Annotated in this window: 12 protein-coding genes; all 12 read left to right on the top strand. The window is 49.0% G+C overall.

Features of this window, described 5'->3' with window-relative positions:
- Positions 1-333 precede the first annotated feature (333 nt).
- Positions 334-1,989, top strand: coding sequence for a peptide ABC transporter substrate-binding protein (locus ABEA66_RS20675; RefSeq protein ID WP_079910501.1), 1,656 nt, complete (start codon positions 334-336; stop codon positions 1,987-1,989).
- A 292-nt stretch (positions 1,990-2,281) separates the two neighbouring features.
- A complete protein-coding gene (locus ABEA66_RS20670) occupies positions 2,282-3,217 on the top strand; it encodes an ABC transporter permease (RefSeq protein ID WP_079910500.1) in 936 nt (311 codons plus the stop codon).
- On the top strand, positions 3,217-4,134 hold the full coding sequence (locus tag ABEA66_RS20665) for an ABC transporter permease (RefSeq protein ID WP_345590560.1): 918 nt from the start codon (positions 3,217-3,219) through the stop codon (positions 4,132-4,134). The genes ABEA66_RS20670 and ABEA66_RS20665 overlap by 1 nt, the downstream gene beginning before the upstream one ends.
- A 74-nt stretch (positions 4,135-4,208) precedes the next feature.
- Positions 4,209-5,234 (top strand): ABC transporter ATP-binding protein, encoded by a 1,026-nt coding sequence (locus tag ABEA66_RS20660; RefSeq protein ID WP_079910499.1) that lies wholly within the window; start codon positions 4,209-4,211, stop codon positions 5,232-5,234.
- On the top strand, positions 5,231-6,187 hold the full coding sequence (locus ABEA66_RS20655; protein WP_192702700.1) for an ABC transporter ATP-binding protein: 957 nt from the start codon (positions 5,231-5,233) through the stop codon (positions 6,185-6,187). The genes ABEA66_RS20660 and ABEA66_RS20655 overlap by 4 nt, the downstream gene beginning before the upstream one ends.
- Positions 6,188-6,341: 154 nt before the next feature.
- Positions 6,342-7,982: a bacillithiol biosynthesis cysteine-adding enzyme BshC gene (gene bshC / locus ABEA66_RS20650; protein WP_192702699.1), complete on the top strand. Its 1,641-nt coding sequence runs from the start codon at positions 6,342-6,344 to the stop codon at positions 7,980-7,982.
- Positions 7,983-8,093: 111 nt separating this feature from the next.
- Positions 8,094-9,356, top strand: coding sequence for an adenosylhomocysteinase (locus ABEA66_RS20645; protein ID WP_079910496.1), 1,263 nt, complete (start codon positions 8,094-8,096; stop codon positions 9,354-9,356).
- A 258-nt stretch (positions 9,357-9,614) separates the two neighbouring features.
- Positions 9,615-10,676, top strand: coding sequence for a DUF4349 domain-containing protein (locus ABEA66_RS20640; protein ID WP_345590366.1), 1,062 nt, complete (start codon positions 9,615-9,617; stop codon positions 10,674-10,676).
- 117 nt (positions 10,677-10,793) lie between these two features.
- Positions 10,794-11,231, top strand: coding sequence for a division/cell wall cluster transcriptional repressor MraZ (gene mraZ, locus ABEA66_RS20635; RefSeq protein WP_079910494.1), 438 nt, complete (start codon positions 10,794-10,796; stop codon positions 11,229-11,231).
- A 34-nt stretch (positions 11,232-11,265) separates the two neighbouring features.
- Positions 11,266-12,216, top strand: coding sequence for a 16S rRNA (cytosine(1402)-N(4))-methyltransferase RsmH (gene rsmH / locus ABEA66_RS20630; RefSeq protein ID WP_192702697.1), 951 nt, complete (start codon positions 11,266-11,268; stop codon positions 12,214-12,216).
- Positions 12,217-12,264: 48 nt separating this feature from the next.
- Positions 12,265-12,693 carry a cell division protein FtsL gene (ftsL, locus tag ABEA66_RS20625; protein WP_079910493.1) on the top strand — a complete coding sequence of 143 codons (429 nt, stop codon included), beginning with the start codon at positions 12,265-12,267 and terminating at the stop codon, positions 12,691-12,693.
- A gap of 21 nt (positions 12,694-12,714) precedes the next feature.
- Complete coding sequence (locus tag ABEA66_RS20620; protein WP_345590361.1) at positions 12,715-15,018, top strand: penicillin-binding transpeptidase domain-containing protein; 2,304 nt, start codon at positions 12,715-12,717, stop codon at positions 15,016-15,018.
- Positions 15,019-15,060 lie beyond the last annotated feature (42 nt).

The raw sequence follows: 15,060 nt of genomic DNA, 5'->3' as shown, positions 1-15,060 counted from the left end.
TGGTATAAACGCAGCATTGGAGGAAATAATAATCGCGATGTTAACCCGATAGTAGACCCATCTATCAGGAACCTAGTACAAGGCTCCTGATCCGCGTATTTAACAAATAATACCAATATTGGACATTACCAGTATATTCTGCTAGAGAAAATTGACCTTTGGTCGTATAATTTTATATTGGTAACGGTTTCACGAAGAGATTATTTTACTATTTAAACTATTTACTTTTCTCAATAATTCATTTATCATTCTTGTGTGTAAACTTAAGGTTAGGTTATCTGACATAACTTTGAGTTACCATATAATTACATATTAAACAAGGGAGGAACGATTATGAAGTTGAACAAACTTCTCGTGTTGGCGACGGTTACTGCCATGCTGGGTACAGCAGTAGGATGCTCGACGGACAATACGAAAAACCAAGCTGGGGGAACAGATACAAAAGCTCCGGCGCAAGAATTCAGAATTAACTTGTCTGCGGAACCGCCAGCATTGGATAGCTCTATTGCTACAACGAATCCGACATTTACGATTTTGAATGCCATTAACGAGGGATTGTATCGTCTGGACAAGGATGGAAAGCCTCAACCGGCTCTAGCTAAAGACATGCCGAACATTTCTCCTGACGGCTTGGTATACACAATTACTTTGCGTGATGGTTTGACTTGGGCGGATGGAACGCCTTTGAAAGCAAGCGACTTTGAGTATGCTTACAAACGTACGCTGGACCCTACAACTAAAGCGAAATATGCTTCTATGCTTTCATGGATCAAAGGCGGAGCGGCCTTGACAAAAGCTAAGCCTGAAGAGATTGAAGCGAAAAAGGCGGAAGTAGGCGTTCAAGCTAAGGATGATAAGACGCTGGTCATTACTTTGGAAAAACCGGTCGCTTTCTTTACAGACCAACTCTCGATGCCGTTATTCTTCCCTCAAAAGCCTGATTTTGTTAAAGCGCAAGGAGATAAGTACGGTGCTGATGCAGATAAAGTTATCGGTGCCGGACCGTTCAAGCTGGAAAAATGGGATCATGAACAGCAATTGACGCTGGTTAAGAACGACAAATATTGGGATGCAGCGAACGTGAAATTGAACAAGGTCACGGTTAACGTTGTAAAAGACGCCAATACGTCCCTGAACATGTTTGAAACAAACCAAGTTGACTTGACTGAATTAAAAGGCGATCAATTCAAAATGTACGAAGGTAAGCCGGAATTGACGCTCAAAAAAGAATTCGTTTCGTCCTATGTGATGTTCCAGGTGAAAAAAGTACCGGCATTTGCTAACGCAAAGGTGCGTCAAGCGCTTGGTATGGCTATTGACCGTAAAGCGTTGAACGAAACCGTTCTGGGCGGAGCATCCATTCCTTCCACTGGCCTGGTACCAGGAACTGTTAGTGACGGTAACAAGCAAGAGTTCCGTAAAGTAGCGGGCGATACGCAGCCGGCCTTTGATCCTGCAAAAGCTAAAGCCTTGCTGGCTGAAGGCTTGAAAGAACTGAATATGACCTCGCTGCCTCCATTCAAGCTGACATCTGACGATACAGATAGCTCCAAGAAAACCATCGAGTTCATTCAAGCTCAATGGAAGCAAAATCTGGGAGTAGATGTTACTGGTGAGCCGTTGCCGTTCGCGCTTCGCGTGAAAAATATGCAGGAAGGCAACTTTGATACTTTGATCGGTCTGTGGGGCGCGGATTATAACGATCCAATGACGTTCCTCGACATGTGGGTATCAGATAACAAATCTTTCAACTATATGGGATATAGCAATCCGGTGTATGATGAATTAGTAAAAGGTGCAGATAAAGAAGTTGATTTGGCTAAACGTTCCAAAATGCTTATTGATGCAGAGAAAACATTGATGAACGACATGCCGTTGAGCCCTCTTTATTTCCGTACAAGACCTTATGCTAAAAAGGTGAATGTCGACGGACTGATCCTTCCGGCTATGTCGAAAGAATGGGAATTGAAATGGGTATCCATTAAGTAAGAACGCGAGCAACCAAGTTATACGTTCGTCATAGGGCCGTTCTGCAGCCGTTTGGAACGGCCCTTTCTTATTGGCGAGCTGCCCGATTGAGCTGTCTAAAGTGGAAAGATGCGGAACTGTTTCGCAAACATAGTCTTGGCTTTACTACGTCTATGCTTGCGAAGCAGTTCGGCTCCATAGAAATACGGCCCAACTGTTTGGTGGACTACCATTAACCGCAATCCTGCGGTTGCAAGTCTTTTATGGGGTGCGTGACCAGCGCATTTCTTTAACAAAGTACAGGAGGTGTAATATGCTTCGCTACACGTTACGTCGTTTAGTCTATATGGTGGTTACCCTGTGGCTGATCATTACGTTCACCTTTGTGCTGATGAAAAATTTGCCGGGTGATCCGTTCGGTGAAGACTCATTAAAACTTACTGCTGAGCAGAAGCAACTTTTATATGCACAATATGGGTTGGACAAACCGTTGTGGGAGCAGTATTTGAAGTATCTTAATAATGTTATTCATGGAGATTTGGGGGTTTCTTACGCCTTTCCAACCCGTAAAGTAACAGAAATCATCGCACAAGGCTTTCCTGCATCCCTCGAATTGGGTCTGTGGGCGTTATGTATCGCTATCGTAGTTGGACTTATCCTGGGTATTATTGCTTCCCTTAATCACAATAAAGGCTGGGACATCGGCGCGATGTTTACAGCTGTCGTAGGGATTTCGATTCCGTCCTTTGTTCTTGCACCGTTGCTTTCTTATTTTATCGGGGTTAAGCTGGGCTGGCTTCCTGCAGGGATGTGGACCGGAGCTTCCAGTCGTATACTGCCCGCCATCTCCTTGTCGTTCGGGACCATCGCCATTCTGGCTCGTTTGATGCGGACGTCCATGCTGGACGTATTAAGTCTCGATTATGTGAAAACGGCGAAGGCGAAAGGCTTGTCCCAAAGAGCCATTGTGGTTCGCCATACACTTCGAAACGCAATTTTGCCGGTTGTCACCGTACTGGGTCCGGTGTTCGTTAACTTGATCACAGGTACGCTGGTTGTCGAGCAAATCTTCGTTGTACCTGGACTTGGTAAGCACTTTGTTCAGTCGATTTATTCTAATGACTATACGATGATTACCGGATTGACGATTTTTTATTCATTCCTCTTAGTGGTTGTTTTATTCCTGACCGATATTTTGTACGGTTTGGTTGACCCGCGTATTCGTCTGACCAAGGGAGGTTCCAAATGATGCAGCAAATTTCGAAAGACATGTTTGAGCCGGCACCTACAGGAACAGCCCATGGCGATGTAATCGTACGGCCGTCCATGACGTACTGGCAGGATGCCTGGAGAAGACTGAAGAAGAACAAGCTGGCCATGTTCGGCCTTATTACCCTTATAGTATTAGCCATTTTATCGATTTTTGGTCCTATTTTTTCGCACCACGATTATGCAACGCAAAACTATGATATCAAGAACCTGAAGCCATCCGCCGAGCACTGGTTCGGCACCGACGATTTCGGACGGGATCTATGGGTCCGCGTATGGTGGGGCACTAGAATTTCCTTGGCTATCGGACTTTGTGCCGCTTTGCTGGATTTGGTGTTCGGGGTGCTGTACGGCGGGATTTCCGCTTATTACGGCGGACGCGTCGATGATATTATGCAGCGTATCATTGAAATTGTATACTCCATTCCGTTTCTGTTGATCTCGATCCTGCTGATCGTTGTCATTGGTCCGGGATTTAAAACGATTATTATTGCTTACGCGATTACAGGCTGGGTTCCTATGGCCCGTCTGGTACGCGGACAGATCCTTACGCTTAAGGAGCAGGAATACGTTCTTGCGGCAAGAACATTGGGCGCGGGCGGCGCACGGATTATTTTGAAGCACTTGGTGCCTAACGCATTAGGCTTGATTATCGTACAAATTACGTTTATCGTTCCGTCGGCTATTTTTACCGAGGCATTCTTGAGCTTCATCGGTTTGGGTATCCGAGTTCCACTGGCGTCGTTAGGAGCATTGCTGTCTGACGGTGCAGGCGCGATTCGTTTGTACCCGCATCGTATTGTTTTCCCGACTATCGTTTTTAGCTTGATCTTGATGAGCTTTAACCTGCTCGGCGACGGCTTGCGTGATGCGCTTGATCCGAAGATGAGAAAATAACGCCGATAAATGGGGAACAGGCTGTTCCCCAAAAAGCTTTATGCTTATATTAACGCAAGCAGGAGGTGCCAATAATGAGTCAAAATATATTAGAGGTCAAGGATCTCAAGGTATCCTTTCGCACTTATGCCGGGGAAGTTCAGGCGGTACGCGGTGTTTCATTCGAATTGAAAAAGGGCGAGGTGCTGGCGATCGTCGGAGAGTCCGGATGCGGAAAATCCGTTACGGCGCAAACGATCATGAGACTGATTCCGTCGCCTCCAAGCGTCATTAAGGGCGGATCGATTTTGTTTGACGGCAAAACGGAAGTTACCCTATGTACAGATAAAGAAATGGAAAAAATTCGCGGTTCGGAGATGGGTATGATTTTCCAGGACCCGATGACTTCCTTGAACCCTACCATGACCATAGGCAAGCAGATTACGGAAGGCTTGATTAAGCATCATAATATATCGAAAGACGAAGCTAACAAAAAAGCGGTTGAAATATTAAAAATGGTAGGAATTTCCAACCCGGAAGGCCGCATTTATCAGTACCCGCATGAATTTTCCGGCGGTATGCGTCAGCGGGTTATGATTGCCATCGCTCTGGCATGCAGTCCGAAGCTGCTGATTGCGGATGAACCGACAACTGCCTTGGACGTAACCATTCAAGCGCAAATCATCGATTTGATGAAAACCTTGTCTGAAAAGACAGAAGCTTCTATTATAGTAATAACACATGACTTGGGTGTTGTTGCGGAAATGGCTCAGCGCGTTATCGTAATGTACGCCGGCAAGGTCGTCGAGCAGGGAACGGTAGACGAGTTGTTCTACAATCCTCAGCATCCGTATACGTGGGGACTTCTGCGTTCGGTGCCTCGTCTGGATCAGGATGCCGACAGCGAGCTTATTCCTATTCCGGGAACGCCTCCCGATTTGTTCGCTCCACCCAAAGGATGTGCCTTTGCAGCTCGTTGTCCTTATGCTATGAAAGCTTGTCTGGAAATCGATCCGGAGCATACAAAGCTAACTGACACCCATTCGGCTGCCTGTTGGCTGCTTCACCCCGATGCTCCGAAGGTAGAGCGTCCTGTAGAAGTGGGAGGTGGAATGCGATGAGCAAGGATACTATATTGGAAGTGCGCAATCTGCAGAAGCATTTTCAAGTCGGCGGCGGAAAAATATTGAAGGCAGTCGACAATCTTAACTTTTCTGTGAAGCGCGGGGAAACGTTCGGTCTGGTAGGGGAGTCCGGCTGCGGTAAATCGACCGCGGGCCGCACGATCATTAATTTGTATGATGCTACCGGAGGAGAAGTTATTTTTAACGGCGAGAACGTTCATAAAATGCGCGGACGCAAGCTGAATGAATTTCGCCGCCAGATGCAAATGGTGTTCCAGGATCCTTATGCTTCCCTGAATCCGCGTATGACGGTCGGAAACATCATTGCTGAGGGCGTAGATATTCATGGGTTGTATTCCGGCGCCAAACGGAAAGAACGGGTGTTCGAGCTGCTTGACGCCGTAGGTTTGAACTCGGAGCATGCCAGCCGGTTCCCTCACGAATTTTCCGGCGGACAGCGCCAGCGTATCGGTATCGCGAGAGCCTTGGCGATCGAGCCTCAATTTATTATTGCGGACGAGCCGATCTCCGCATTGGACGTTTCTGTGCAGGCGCAGGTGGTCAACCTGTTCAAGAAGCTGCAAAAGGAGCACGGCCTTACCTATTTATTCATTGCCCACGATCTGGCGATGGTAAAGCATATATCCGACCGAATCGGCGTGATGTATTTGGGTAAGCTGGTCGAGGTCACTACCTCCGATGAGCTGTACGCCAAGCCGCTGCACCCTTATACGGAATCACTGCTTTCCGCCATCCCGATTCCGGATCCGGAAGTAGAGCGCACTCGGGAACGCATTATTCTCGAGGGAGAGATTCCAAGCCCATTGAACCCGCCGAGCGGCTGCCCGTTCCGGACCCGCTGTCCGAAGGCGATGCCGGAATGCGCGGCTTCGATGCCGGAATTCAAGCAAGTAGAGCCTAATCATTATGTAGCTTGCCATTTGTATTAATGGAATATCATGAGAGCCGGGTTGTTCGGGACGTCGTCCTTGAACTGCCTGGCTTTCTGTTTGGCTGCTGTTTTTCTCTTTTGACGATTGTGCCAATCATGTGTACAATCAAAGAGGTACATATAAATCATTGTAAAGTGAGGCGGCTGCCTTGTTGAAAGTAGAATCAATTCATTGGAAATCCAGCCAGCCTATCACGGAGGATTATGTTCACCAATTTGACAAGGTAAGCACCTTGTTCGATTATAATCCATGGGATGGCTCATCATGGGCTGCAAGAGCGGAGTGGCTGGATCACGGACGTCAATCCGCAGCTGATCGCGGACAAATCGCCGATGTGCTATCCGCCTTCAATGCCCGGCTGCATAACGCTCCTGAGGCGATGCATGCCATAGAGCAGCTTCGCGATGAACGAACGCTTTGCATCGCAGGTGGCCAACAGGCCGGCTTATTCACTGGCCCGGCGCTGGTGATCTACAAGGCAGTAACCTTGATCCGCTCCGCGCGGCTTGCTTCCGAACGGCTGGGACGCCCTGTAGTGCCCGTCTTCTGGATCGCAGGGGAAGATCACGATTTCGACGAGGTCAATCATATCTATGCTTTGTCGCAAGATCTGCAATTGAACAAAATCAAGGTTAGTTCTGCGAGCGAGAAGCGCAGCTCGGTCAGCCGGCTGGATATTTCCGCCGGGCAATGGGAGGAGGCGCTGCAGCAGCTCGATGCGTCCTTGATCCCTACCGAATTTAAGGCTTCCTGGATGGACGCTCTTCAGACCATAGCGGCCAGTTCATCGACGCTGGTTGATTTCTTCGGTCAGCTGATGGCTAAGCTGTTCGGTTCCTACGGTCTTGTGCTGCTGGATTCAGACGATCCTGCGCTGCGCCGGGTCGAAGCGCCTATGTTCCGCCGGCTGCTGGAGCAGCAGGCGCCTTTGCATGCGGCGTACCTTCAAGGAAAGCAGCGTGTGAATGAGCTTGGCTACGCCTCTCAGGTGGAGATGCATGAGCGGGGGGCGAATTTGTTCATTTTCGATGAAGATGAACGCATTCTGCTGTATGCTTCGGAGGAAGATCCGCAGCTGTTTACAGACCGTAAACAGGAAAGACGGTATTCTCTGAGTCAGCTGCTGGACTGGACAGAGACGGCGCCGGAGCGGTTCAGCAACAATGTCCTGACCAGGCCTCTGATGCAGGACTATGTCCTGCCGGTGCTGGGGACGGTGCTCGGGCCGGGCGAAATTGCTTATTGGGGATTGACGCGCGATGCATTCCATTACGCGGGGATGAAGATGCCGATTGTCATTCCACGCGTGGAAGTGACATTAATGGAAGGAATTGTCCAGAAAAACATGACGAAATACGGCTTGTCCTTGGATGATGTGCTGTACCGGCTTGAGGAGAAGCAGCAGCAATGGCTGAAGGAGCAGGACAGCCTGAAGCTCGAGGAGCGATTCGAACAAGTGAGGGTTCAGTTCAAAGAAAGCTATCAGCCGTTAGTTGAGCTCATTTCCGGAGTGAATCCGGGCCTTGGGAAGCTGGGGGAGACGAATATGGCCAAGATTTTGGAGCAAATCGGATTTCTGGAGCATAAGGCTGCCGATGCGGTTCGTTCCCAATTCGACGCTTCGCTCCGTCAGTTCCAGCGGATCGGGCTATCCGTGCTTCCTCTGGGGAAACCGCAGGAGAGGGTCTATAATATAATGTCTTATCTCAATAAATACGGAACCGAGTGGTTATATGAGCTTGTAGACGGCGAGCTGGAGCTCGACGGACTGCATAAGGTATGCTATCTATAAAGCGAAGCGGGTCTGCACTGGCCTTAGCTTTGATTTATATAAAGACATCATGAGTGGCAACCGATCTATACCAATGGCTGAAGCCTATAAACAAGATTTGGAGGATGATATATGAATACGAAAGAGCGCAGCATTATTAAGGACATTGCATTGGCCCCGGAAGGCCACTTGAAAATCGACTGGGTGAATGCCCACATGCCGGTATTGAACCGGATCCGCGAGCAATTTGAGAAAGAGCAGCCTTTTAAAGGCTTGAAGGTTGCGATCTCTTTGCACCTTGAAGCCAAAACCGCTTATCTGGCTAAAGTGGTTCAAGCCGGAGGCGCTGACGTTACCATTTGCGGAAGCAACCCGCTCTCGACACAGGATGACGTATGTGCGGCTCTTGTGGAAGACGGCATCACTGTATTCGCCAAGTACAATCCTGAGCCTCAGGAGTACAAGGAATTGTTGATCAAAACCCTGGAAACCGAACCGGACCTGATCATTGACGACGGCGGCGACCTTGTATCCATTCTGCACTCCGAGCGTAAGGATCTGCTCAAGAACGTTCGCGGCGGCGCCGAAGAAACGACGACGGGCATTCTGCGTTTGAAAGCTATGGAAAAAGACGGCCAATTGCAGTTCCCGATGGTTGCAGTTAATGATGCCTATTGCAAATATTTGTTCGACAACCGCTACGGAACCGGTCAATCCGTCTGGGATGGCATTAACCGTACAACTAACCTGGTTGTTGCAGGCAAGACGGTCGTCGTTGTAGGCTACGGCTGGTGCGGTAAAGGGGTGGCTATGCGGGCTAAAGGTCTTGGCGCCAATGTAGTCGTAACCGAAATCGATGCCATTAAAGCGGTTGAAGCCTATATGGACGGATTTGCTGTTATGTCCATGAAGGAAGCGGCCAAGATTGGGGATTTCTTCGTTACGGTTACGGGTAACCGCGATGTCATCCGCGGAGAGCACTACGAAGTGATGAAGGATGGAGCGATTCTATCGAACGCCGGCCACTTTGATGTAGAAGTGAACAAACCTGAGCTGGATGCGCTGTCTGTATCCAAGCGTACGGTTCGCCGCAACATTGAAGAGTATACGTTGAAGGATGGACGCAAGTTCTACCTGATCGCCGAAGGCCGTCTGGTGAACCTGGCTGCAGGAGACGGTCATCCGGCGGAAATTATGGATATGACCTTCGCGCTGCAAGCCATGTCTCTGAAATATGTGAATGACAATTACAAGCAAATCGGTCAAAAGGTCGTTAACGTGCCTTACGAGCTTGATGAGCAAGTAGCCCGTTTCAAACTGGAATCCATGGGCGTTTCCATCGATACGTTGTCTGAAGAGCAAAAATCTTATTTGGACAGCTGGACCGAGCATTAATGAAAGGTGAAGCCTTCCCTTATGGGAAGGCTTTTTAACTATATGAATATCGGCCCCCACAAAGTGAAAACATGGCCTCACTTCGCGGGAAATTAGCAGACTAGGAGACAACACACCCGCAAAGGCGGTTGGTTTTCACATACGAATACTAAAAAATGCATCACTCCCAAATTTATGCAACAAACTCACGATTCTCCTCGTTTATAAAGTATCGCCGGTTGCGGCGTATATAGGAAGATTCCATAGGGGGGATCGTGTATGAGGGTTAAGGGGGATAGAGTACCGGCAATATCGAAGCACGGTTGGAAAAAATGGGCAATAGCCGCTTTGCTGGCTGTCGTCCTAACAGGCTGCGGAGCCGCAGATCAGAGCAAAAGCTCGGAATATTCTGCGGGGGCAAGTGATAGTGCCAAATCCATCAAAACGGATTCGAATCAAAGCTCAGCTTTAGCTGTGTCGGGCGCCGAGGGTAACAGGGCGGAACCACAGGCTGCCTCCGTGCCTGCCCAGGCACCTGACAGCTACAACGGAACCAGCCTCACGTCGGTTGATGCGCCGGACCGCAAAATCATTTACAGAGCCAGCATGACCATGCAGGTAGACAAGTACGAGGAGTTCCAGCAGTTAATCGAAGATGCCGTGAGGCAATCGGGTGGCTACGTGCTCCAGTTCAACCAGAGCGAGACGGCTTATGAGAAAAGCGGGAATTTCGTCATCAAGGTCCCGGCGAATGGCTTCAGCTCCTTGCTGAATCAATTGGAGAAGATTCACCCCACATCCCAAAAAAGCGTGCAGGGACAGGACGTGTCGGAGGAATATGTGGATTTGACAGCCCGGTTAAATGCGAAGCAGGTTGTGGAGAAGCGTTTGGTCGCCTTTATGGAGAAAGCTTCGAAAACCGACGAGCTGCTTGCTTTCTCCAATGAGCTTGGTAAGGTGCAGGAGGAGATTGAGCGCATCAAAGGGAGAATGAGATATTTGGAGCAAAATGTTTCTTATTCCACTATTGAGCTTCGATTGGTTCAAAAGATGGGCTCTGCGGCTGTCATCAAAGGCCAGGAAGGCGGGCCGCTGGTTCAAAGGGCTGCCTCGGCATGGAGCGGCAGCACCGCCGTACTGTCCGTCATTCTTCAGTGGATCGTCATTGTGGCCGCGGCCGTATTGCCTGTAGCCATCGTGCTGGCTGTCATCCTGATCCCCACCCTGCTCGTTCGTAGGTCGAGAAAGAAGAAACAGCTCGAATTAAGAAAAAAACTGACGGAAGAAAACCGAGAATCCATTCAAATTTCGTCGAACGATGAAGAAGGGCCGGAAGCCTAAGATGAAAATATTTTGTGAAATCCTGCTCTGTAGCAGGATTTTTTGTTTTTGTGGAGAAAACTAACTATACAAGTGGTGGAAAGTGGGGTAAAGTGGTGGAAAGGGGTGAGGGTTGACATGTTCATGGGCGAATACCAGCACAGCATCGATGATAAAGGACGCATGATCGTGCCGGCTAAATTTCGCGAAGCCCTTGGACCCTCATTCATCGTAACCCGCGGCTTGGACCAATGCTTGTTCGTTTACCCCAGGGAAGAGTGGAGTGTACTGGAGCAGAAGTTGAAGGCTCTGCCCTTAATGAAATCGGACGCGCGCGCATTTACGCGGTTTTTCTTTTCCGGAGCTACGGAATGTGAGCTCGATAAGCAGGGAAGGATGAATTTGCCTAACAATCTTATTGAGCACGCCAAATTGGAAAAGGACTGCGTCGTCATCGGTGTTTCTAATCGGGTCGAGATTTGGAGCAAGCAAATGTGGGAATCCTATGCCCAACAATCGGAAGAATCGTTCAACGAAATTGCCGAGAAGCTTGTGGATTTTAACTTTGATTTATAAATACCGAATGACCTATACAGGAGGATTATGCATCATGTTTCATCACATCACCGTTTTGAAGGAAGAAGCCGTTGAAGGTTTGGAAATAAGGCCGGACGGCGTATATGTTGACTGTACTTTGGGAGGAGCAGGGCACAGCTCAGCAATCGCTTCTCAATTGAATGATCAGGGCCTGCTCATTGCATTTGACCAGGACGATGCGGCGCTGGAGAATGCGAAGACCAAGCTGGCTCCCTATATGGATAAAGTAAAGCTGGTTAGAAGCAATTTTCGCGAGATCGAGAATCAGCTTCGTCATATTCCAAGGGCTGTGAAAGACGGGATTCCACAAGTGGACGGAATCTTGTTCGATCTGGGAGTGTCATCGCCGCAGCTGGACGAAGCCGATAGAGGCTTCAGCTATAACCATGATGCGGAGCTTGATATGAGAATGGACCGGACGACGGACCTTACGGCCAAGGAAATCGTCAATGAATGGCCGGAGCAGGAAATTGCCCGTATTTTATTCGAATATGGGGAAGAGAAGTTTGCACGGCGCATAGCCGCTGTGATTGCAGCAGCAAGAAGCAAGGGTGTTATCGAAACGACGGGACAGCTGGTGGAGCTGATCAAGGAAGGCATTCCCGCCGCAGCCCGCCGCAGCGGACCGCATCCGGCCAAACGAAGCTTCCAGGCATTGCGCATTGCCGTTAATGATGAGCTGGGGGCATTCGAGGAGGCGCTGGAGCAATCCATTCGCTGTCTGGCACCGGGTGGACGCGTAGCGGTTATTACGTTCCACTCGCTGGAGGATCGGATTTGTAAGCAAACCTTTGCCAAGTATGTTGAACGCTGCACATGCCCGCCGGATTTTCCGCTATGTGTTTGCGGCAGCAAAGGAATCGTCAAGCTGGTTAACCGTAAGCCTATTGAAGCCGGCAAGGTAGAGCTGGAAGCCAATCCAAGAGCCCGTTCGGCTAAGCTGCGGATCGCTGAGAAACTATAAATTAGTTCAAGTCTATTATTTTGCAAGCGGCGAAGGAGGAGAACCTATATGCCTGCATACATTCATGGGAATTTGGCTGTCGAGCAGAAGTCGGGTCAAAAGGTGAATGTCAAGGAAACGAAAAAAATCGTTTACCGGAGTAAATCGCTTCCAGTCCAAGAGAAGCTGTTGTATCTTTTTACCGTTCTTGTATGCGTAGCCGTCGCCAGCCTGATTATTTGGCGTTATGCGCAAATTTATGAGATGAACACAAGAATCATGAAGCTCGAGAGTGATATTCAAATGCTGCAGGCGGAAAATAACGTGCTCAAGCGTACGATAGACAAGCTTTCCAGTCCGGACCGTTTAAGAGAAGAAGCGAAAAAATGGGGGATGGTGCCGACGGATGAAAAGCAAATCAGCAAGGTAGCTCGGCAAAACACCGAAAGCACCTCTGGCGCAACGGCTGCCAACCAGAAAAAAACGGAAACCCCGTAATCATCTGACTGGGAGAGATGAATGATGAACAAAAAAACGAAGCTGAGATCATTGTTAATCGGGGGGGGATTTACCCTCCTTTTTGTTGCTATTGTAGGCCGATTATATTGGGTCCAAATCGTTGACGGCAAGGTGCTGCTTGCTGAAGCGCAGAAAAAGTGGGCGGCGGAGGAAGACATCCGTCCGGTTCGCGGCATGATCTTTGACCGCAACGGCAATGTACTGGCGGAGGATGCCCCTGCCTATACCGTTGCCTTGAATCCGAAGATCATACAAACCAAAGGCATTCAAACGGCAGTAACCAAAGGGCTGGCAGCCATATTGAAAACATCGGATGATCCCGCGGCTGTGGCTGAATTAGAAGACAAGATAAGGAAGATCGTGACCAAAGAATATCCGACTGCACAATATCCCCAAGTGGAGCTTCGCAATGAAGGCTGGAAGATAGACGCAGAGGTCGCTGAACAAATCAAACAATTGTCGGAGGAGCTGAAGAAGCAGGGGGGAAAGCCTTACTCAAGCGGTATTACGCTCATAGAAGAACAGAAACGCTTCTATCCTGGAGGGAAGCTGGCCGCTCACCTGCTGGGCTACGACAATAAAGAAGGAAAGCCTGTTATGGGTCTGGAGCTCTCGTTAGATAAGGAATTGAAGGGGATTCCGGGACACCGTTCCTATGAAAAGGACCTGCACGGGGTCGAGCTGCCGGACGCGAAAGTCAATTATGTGCCTGCGGTCGACGGCAATAACGTAAAGCTGACTATAGACAAAAATATTCAGTATTATGTAGAAAGTGCATTGGAGAAGGTGTATAACCAATACCATCCAAATAGCATAACGGCCATCGCGGCCGATCCGAAAACGATGGAAATACTTGGAATGGCAAGTTTTCCGAACTTTAACCCGAACAAATATTGGGAATCCAAGCAGCAGGATTTCTTCAACAATGCGGTAGCTTCACAATATGAGCCGGGTTCTACCTTTAAGATCGTTACATTAGCTGCATCGGTGGAGGAAGGGAAGTTCAACCCGAACGATACGTTTCAGTCCGGCTCCATTGCGGTTCCGGGGAATAGGCTTCATGACCATAATATCGTCGGTTGGGGTCCGATTACCTATTTAGAGGGCTTGAAACGATCCAGTAACGTTGCTTTTGTTAAACTGGGGTATGAGAAGCTTGGAACAGATCTTCTGAGACAGTACATATTAAAATTCGGTTTTGGGGCTAAAACGGGTATCGACATAGCCGGTGAGGTCAAAGGTGTCGTGAATATGAAAAACCCGGTAGAGTTCGCTACGGCTACTTACGGTCAGGGTCCCATCACCACCACGTCTATCCAGCAAACCGCTGCCTACGGGGCAATCGCCAATGGTGGCAAGCTGATGTGGCCTCATGTTGTTAAAGAGATCTATAATCCTCGTACCAAAGAGGTCGTTCAATCGTTTGAGCCGAAATTCGTGAGGCAGGTAGTTTCCGAATCGACGGCCAAGCAGGTAAGTGAGCTGCTGGAGCAGGTCGTAAGCGACCAAAAAATCGGAACGGGGAAAAAAGCGGCAATCGAAGGATATCGTGTCGCAGGCAAGACGGGAACGGCCAACGTGGTTGAGCCGGGCGGCAAAGGGTATTCTCCTAATAAATGGGTTATTTCTTTTATCGGCTTTGCTCCGGTGGAGGACCCGAAAATTTTGGTCAGCATTATTGCAGACCAGCCTGATTTGGGCGGTAACTACCATCTGGGTAGTGATGTAGCTCCTCCGGCTTTTAAGGAGATTGTAGCGCAAACGCTGCGTTACATGGGTGTTCCTTCTTCTTCGCAGCAGCAAAAAGCCGCAGAAAAAGAAGTGAAGACAACGACGCTGCCGGACTTGGTCGGCATGACGCTGGAGCAGGCCAGAACCGCACTCAATAAATATGACGTTGTTGTGGAGGCTATTGGCAAAGGAGCTAAAATTACGTCCCAATCTCCAGCGCCTGGTACAGAAATCGGCTCCACCCAACGAATTTATGTAACGATGCAGGAGAATGGCGATTCTGCCGTACCTGATTTAACGGGCAAATCGTTGAGGGATGCGCTCGAAGTGTGTACTTTTATCAAGGCCAAATGTCAATCCTCTGGCGAAGGGTATGTCGCTTCGCAAACCGTGTCGACGGAAGGGGATACCAAAGTCGTTACTTTGCAGCTCAAGCCATATAACGAATTGCTGCAAACGCCGATTAACGACTCCGGCGGGACCAAGTCCGATAAGAAGGATACAGGCAAAACAGCCGATCCTTCGAAAGGAAACGAAGCCTCAGGCAAAAAAGTTGCCCAGTCGGGCCGGTAAGCTTGTTCTATCCTCAGGTTGTCCCGAATAGTCTGGATATGA

The sequence above is a fragment of the Paenibacillus vulneris genome (assembly GCF_039543185.1).
GTDB classification, from domain to species: Bacteria; Bacillota; Bacilli; order Paenibacillales; family NBRC-103111; genus Paenibacillus_S; species Paenibacillus_S vulneris.
This window is presented reverse-complemented; position numbering and strand designations above follow the sequence as displayed.

Coding starts and splice junctions, on each gene's coding strand:
- ABEA66_RS20665 (WP_345590560.1), top strand. CDS start 3,217: ATGCAGCAAATTTCGAAAGACATGTTTGAGCCGGCACCTACAGGAACA.
- ABEA66_RS20670 (WP_079910500.1), top strand. CDS start 2,282: ATGCTTCGCTACACGTTACGTCGTTTAGTCTATATGGTGGTTACCCTG.
- ABEA66_RS20655 (WP_192702700.1), top strand. CDS start 5,231: ATGAGCAAGGATACTATATTGGAAGTGCGCAATCTGCAGAAGCATTTT.
- mraZ (WP_079910494.1), top strand. CDS start 10,794: ATGTTCATGGGCGAATACCAGCACAGCATCGATGATAAAGGACGCATG.
- ABEA66_RS20675 (WP_079910501.1), top strand. CDS start 334: ATGAAGTTGAACAAACTTCTCGTGTTGGCGACGGTTACTGCCATGCTG.
- ftsL (WP_079910493.1), top strand. CDS start 12,265: ATGCCTGCATACATTCATGGGAATTTGGCTGTCGAGCAGAAGTCGGGT.
- ABEA66_RS20620 (WP_345590361.1), top strand. CDS start 12,715: ATGATGAACAAAAAAACGAAGCTGAGATCATTGTTAATCGGGGGGGGA.
- rsmH (WP_192702697.1), top strand. CDS start 11,266: ATGTTTCATCACATCACCGTTTTGAAGGAAGAAGCCGTTGAAGGTTTG.
- ABEA66_RS20660 (WP_079910499.1), top strand. CDS start 4,209: ATGAGTCAAAATATATTAGAGGTCAAGGATCTCAAGGTATCCTTTCGC.
- ABEA66_RS20640 (WP_345590366.1), top strand. CDS start 9,615: ATGAGGGTTAAGGGGGATAGAGTACCGGCAATATCGAAGCACGGTTGG.
- ABEA66_RS20645 (WP_079910496.1), top strand. CDS start 8,094: ATGAATACGAAAGAGCGCAGCATTATTAAGGACATTGCATTGGCCCCG.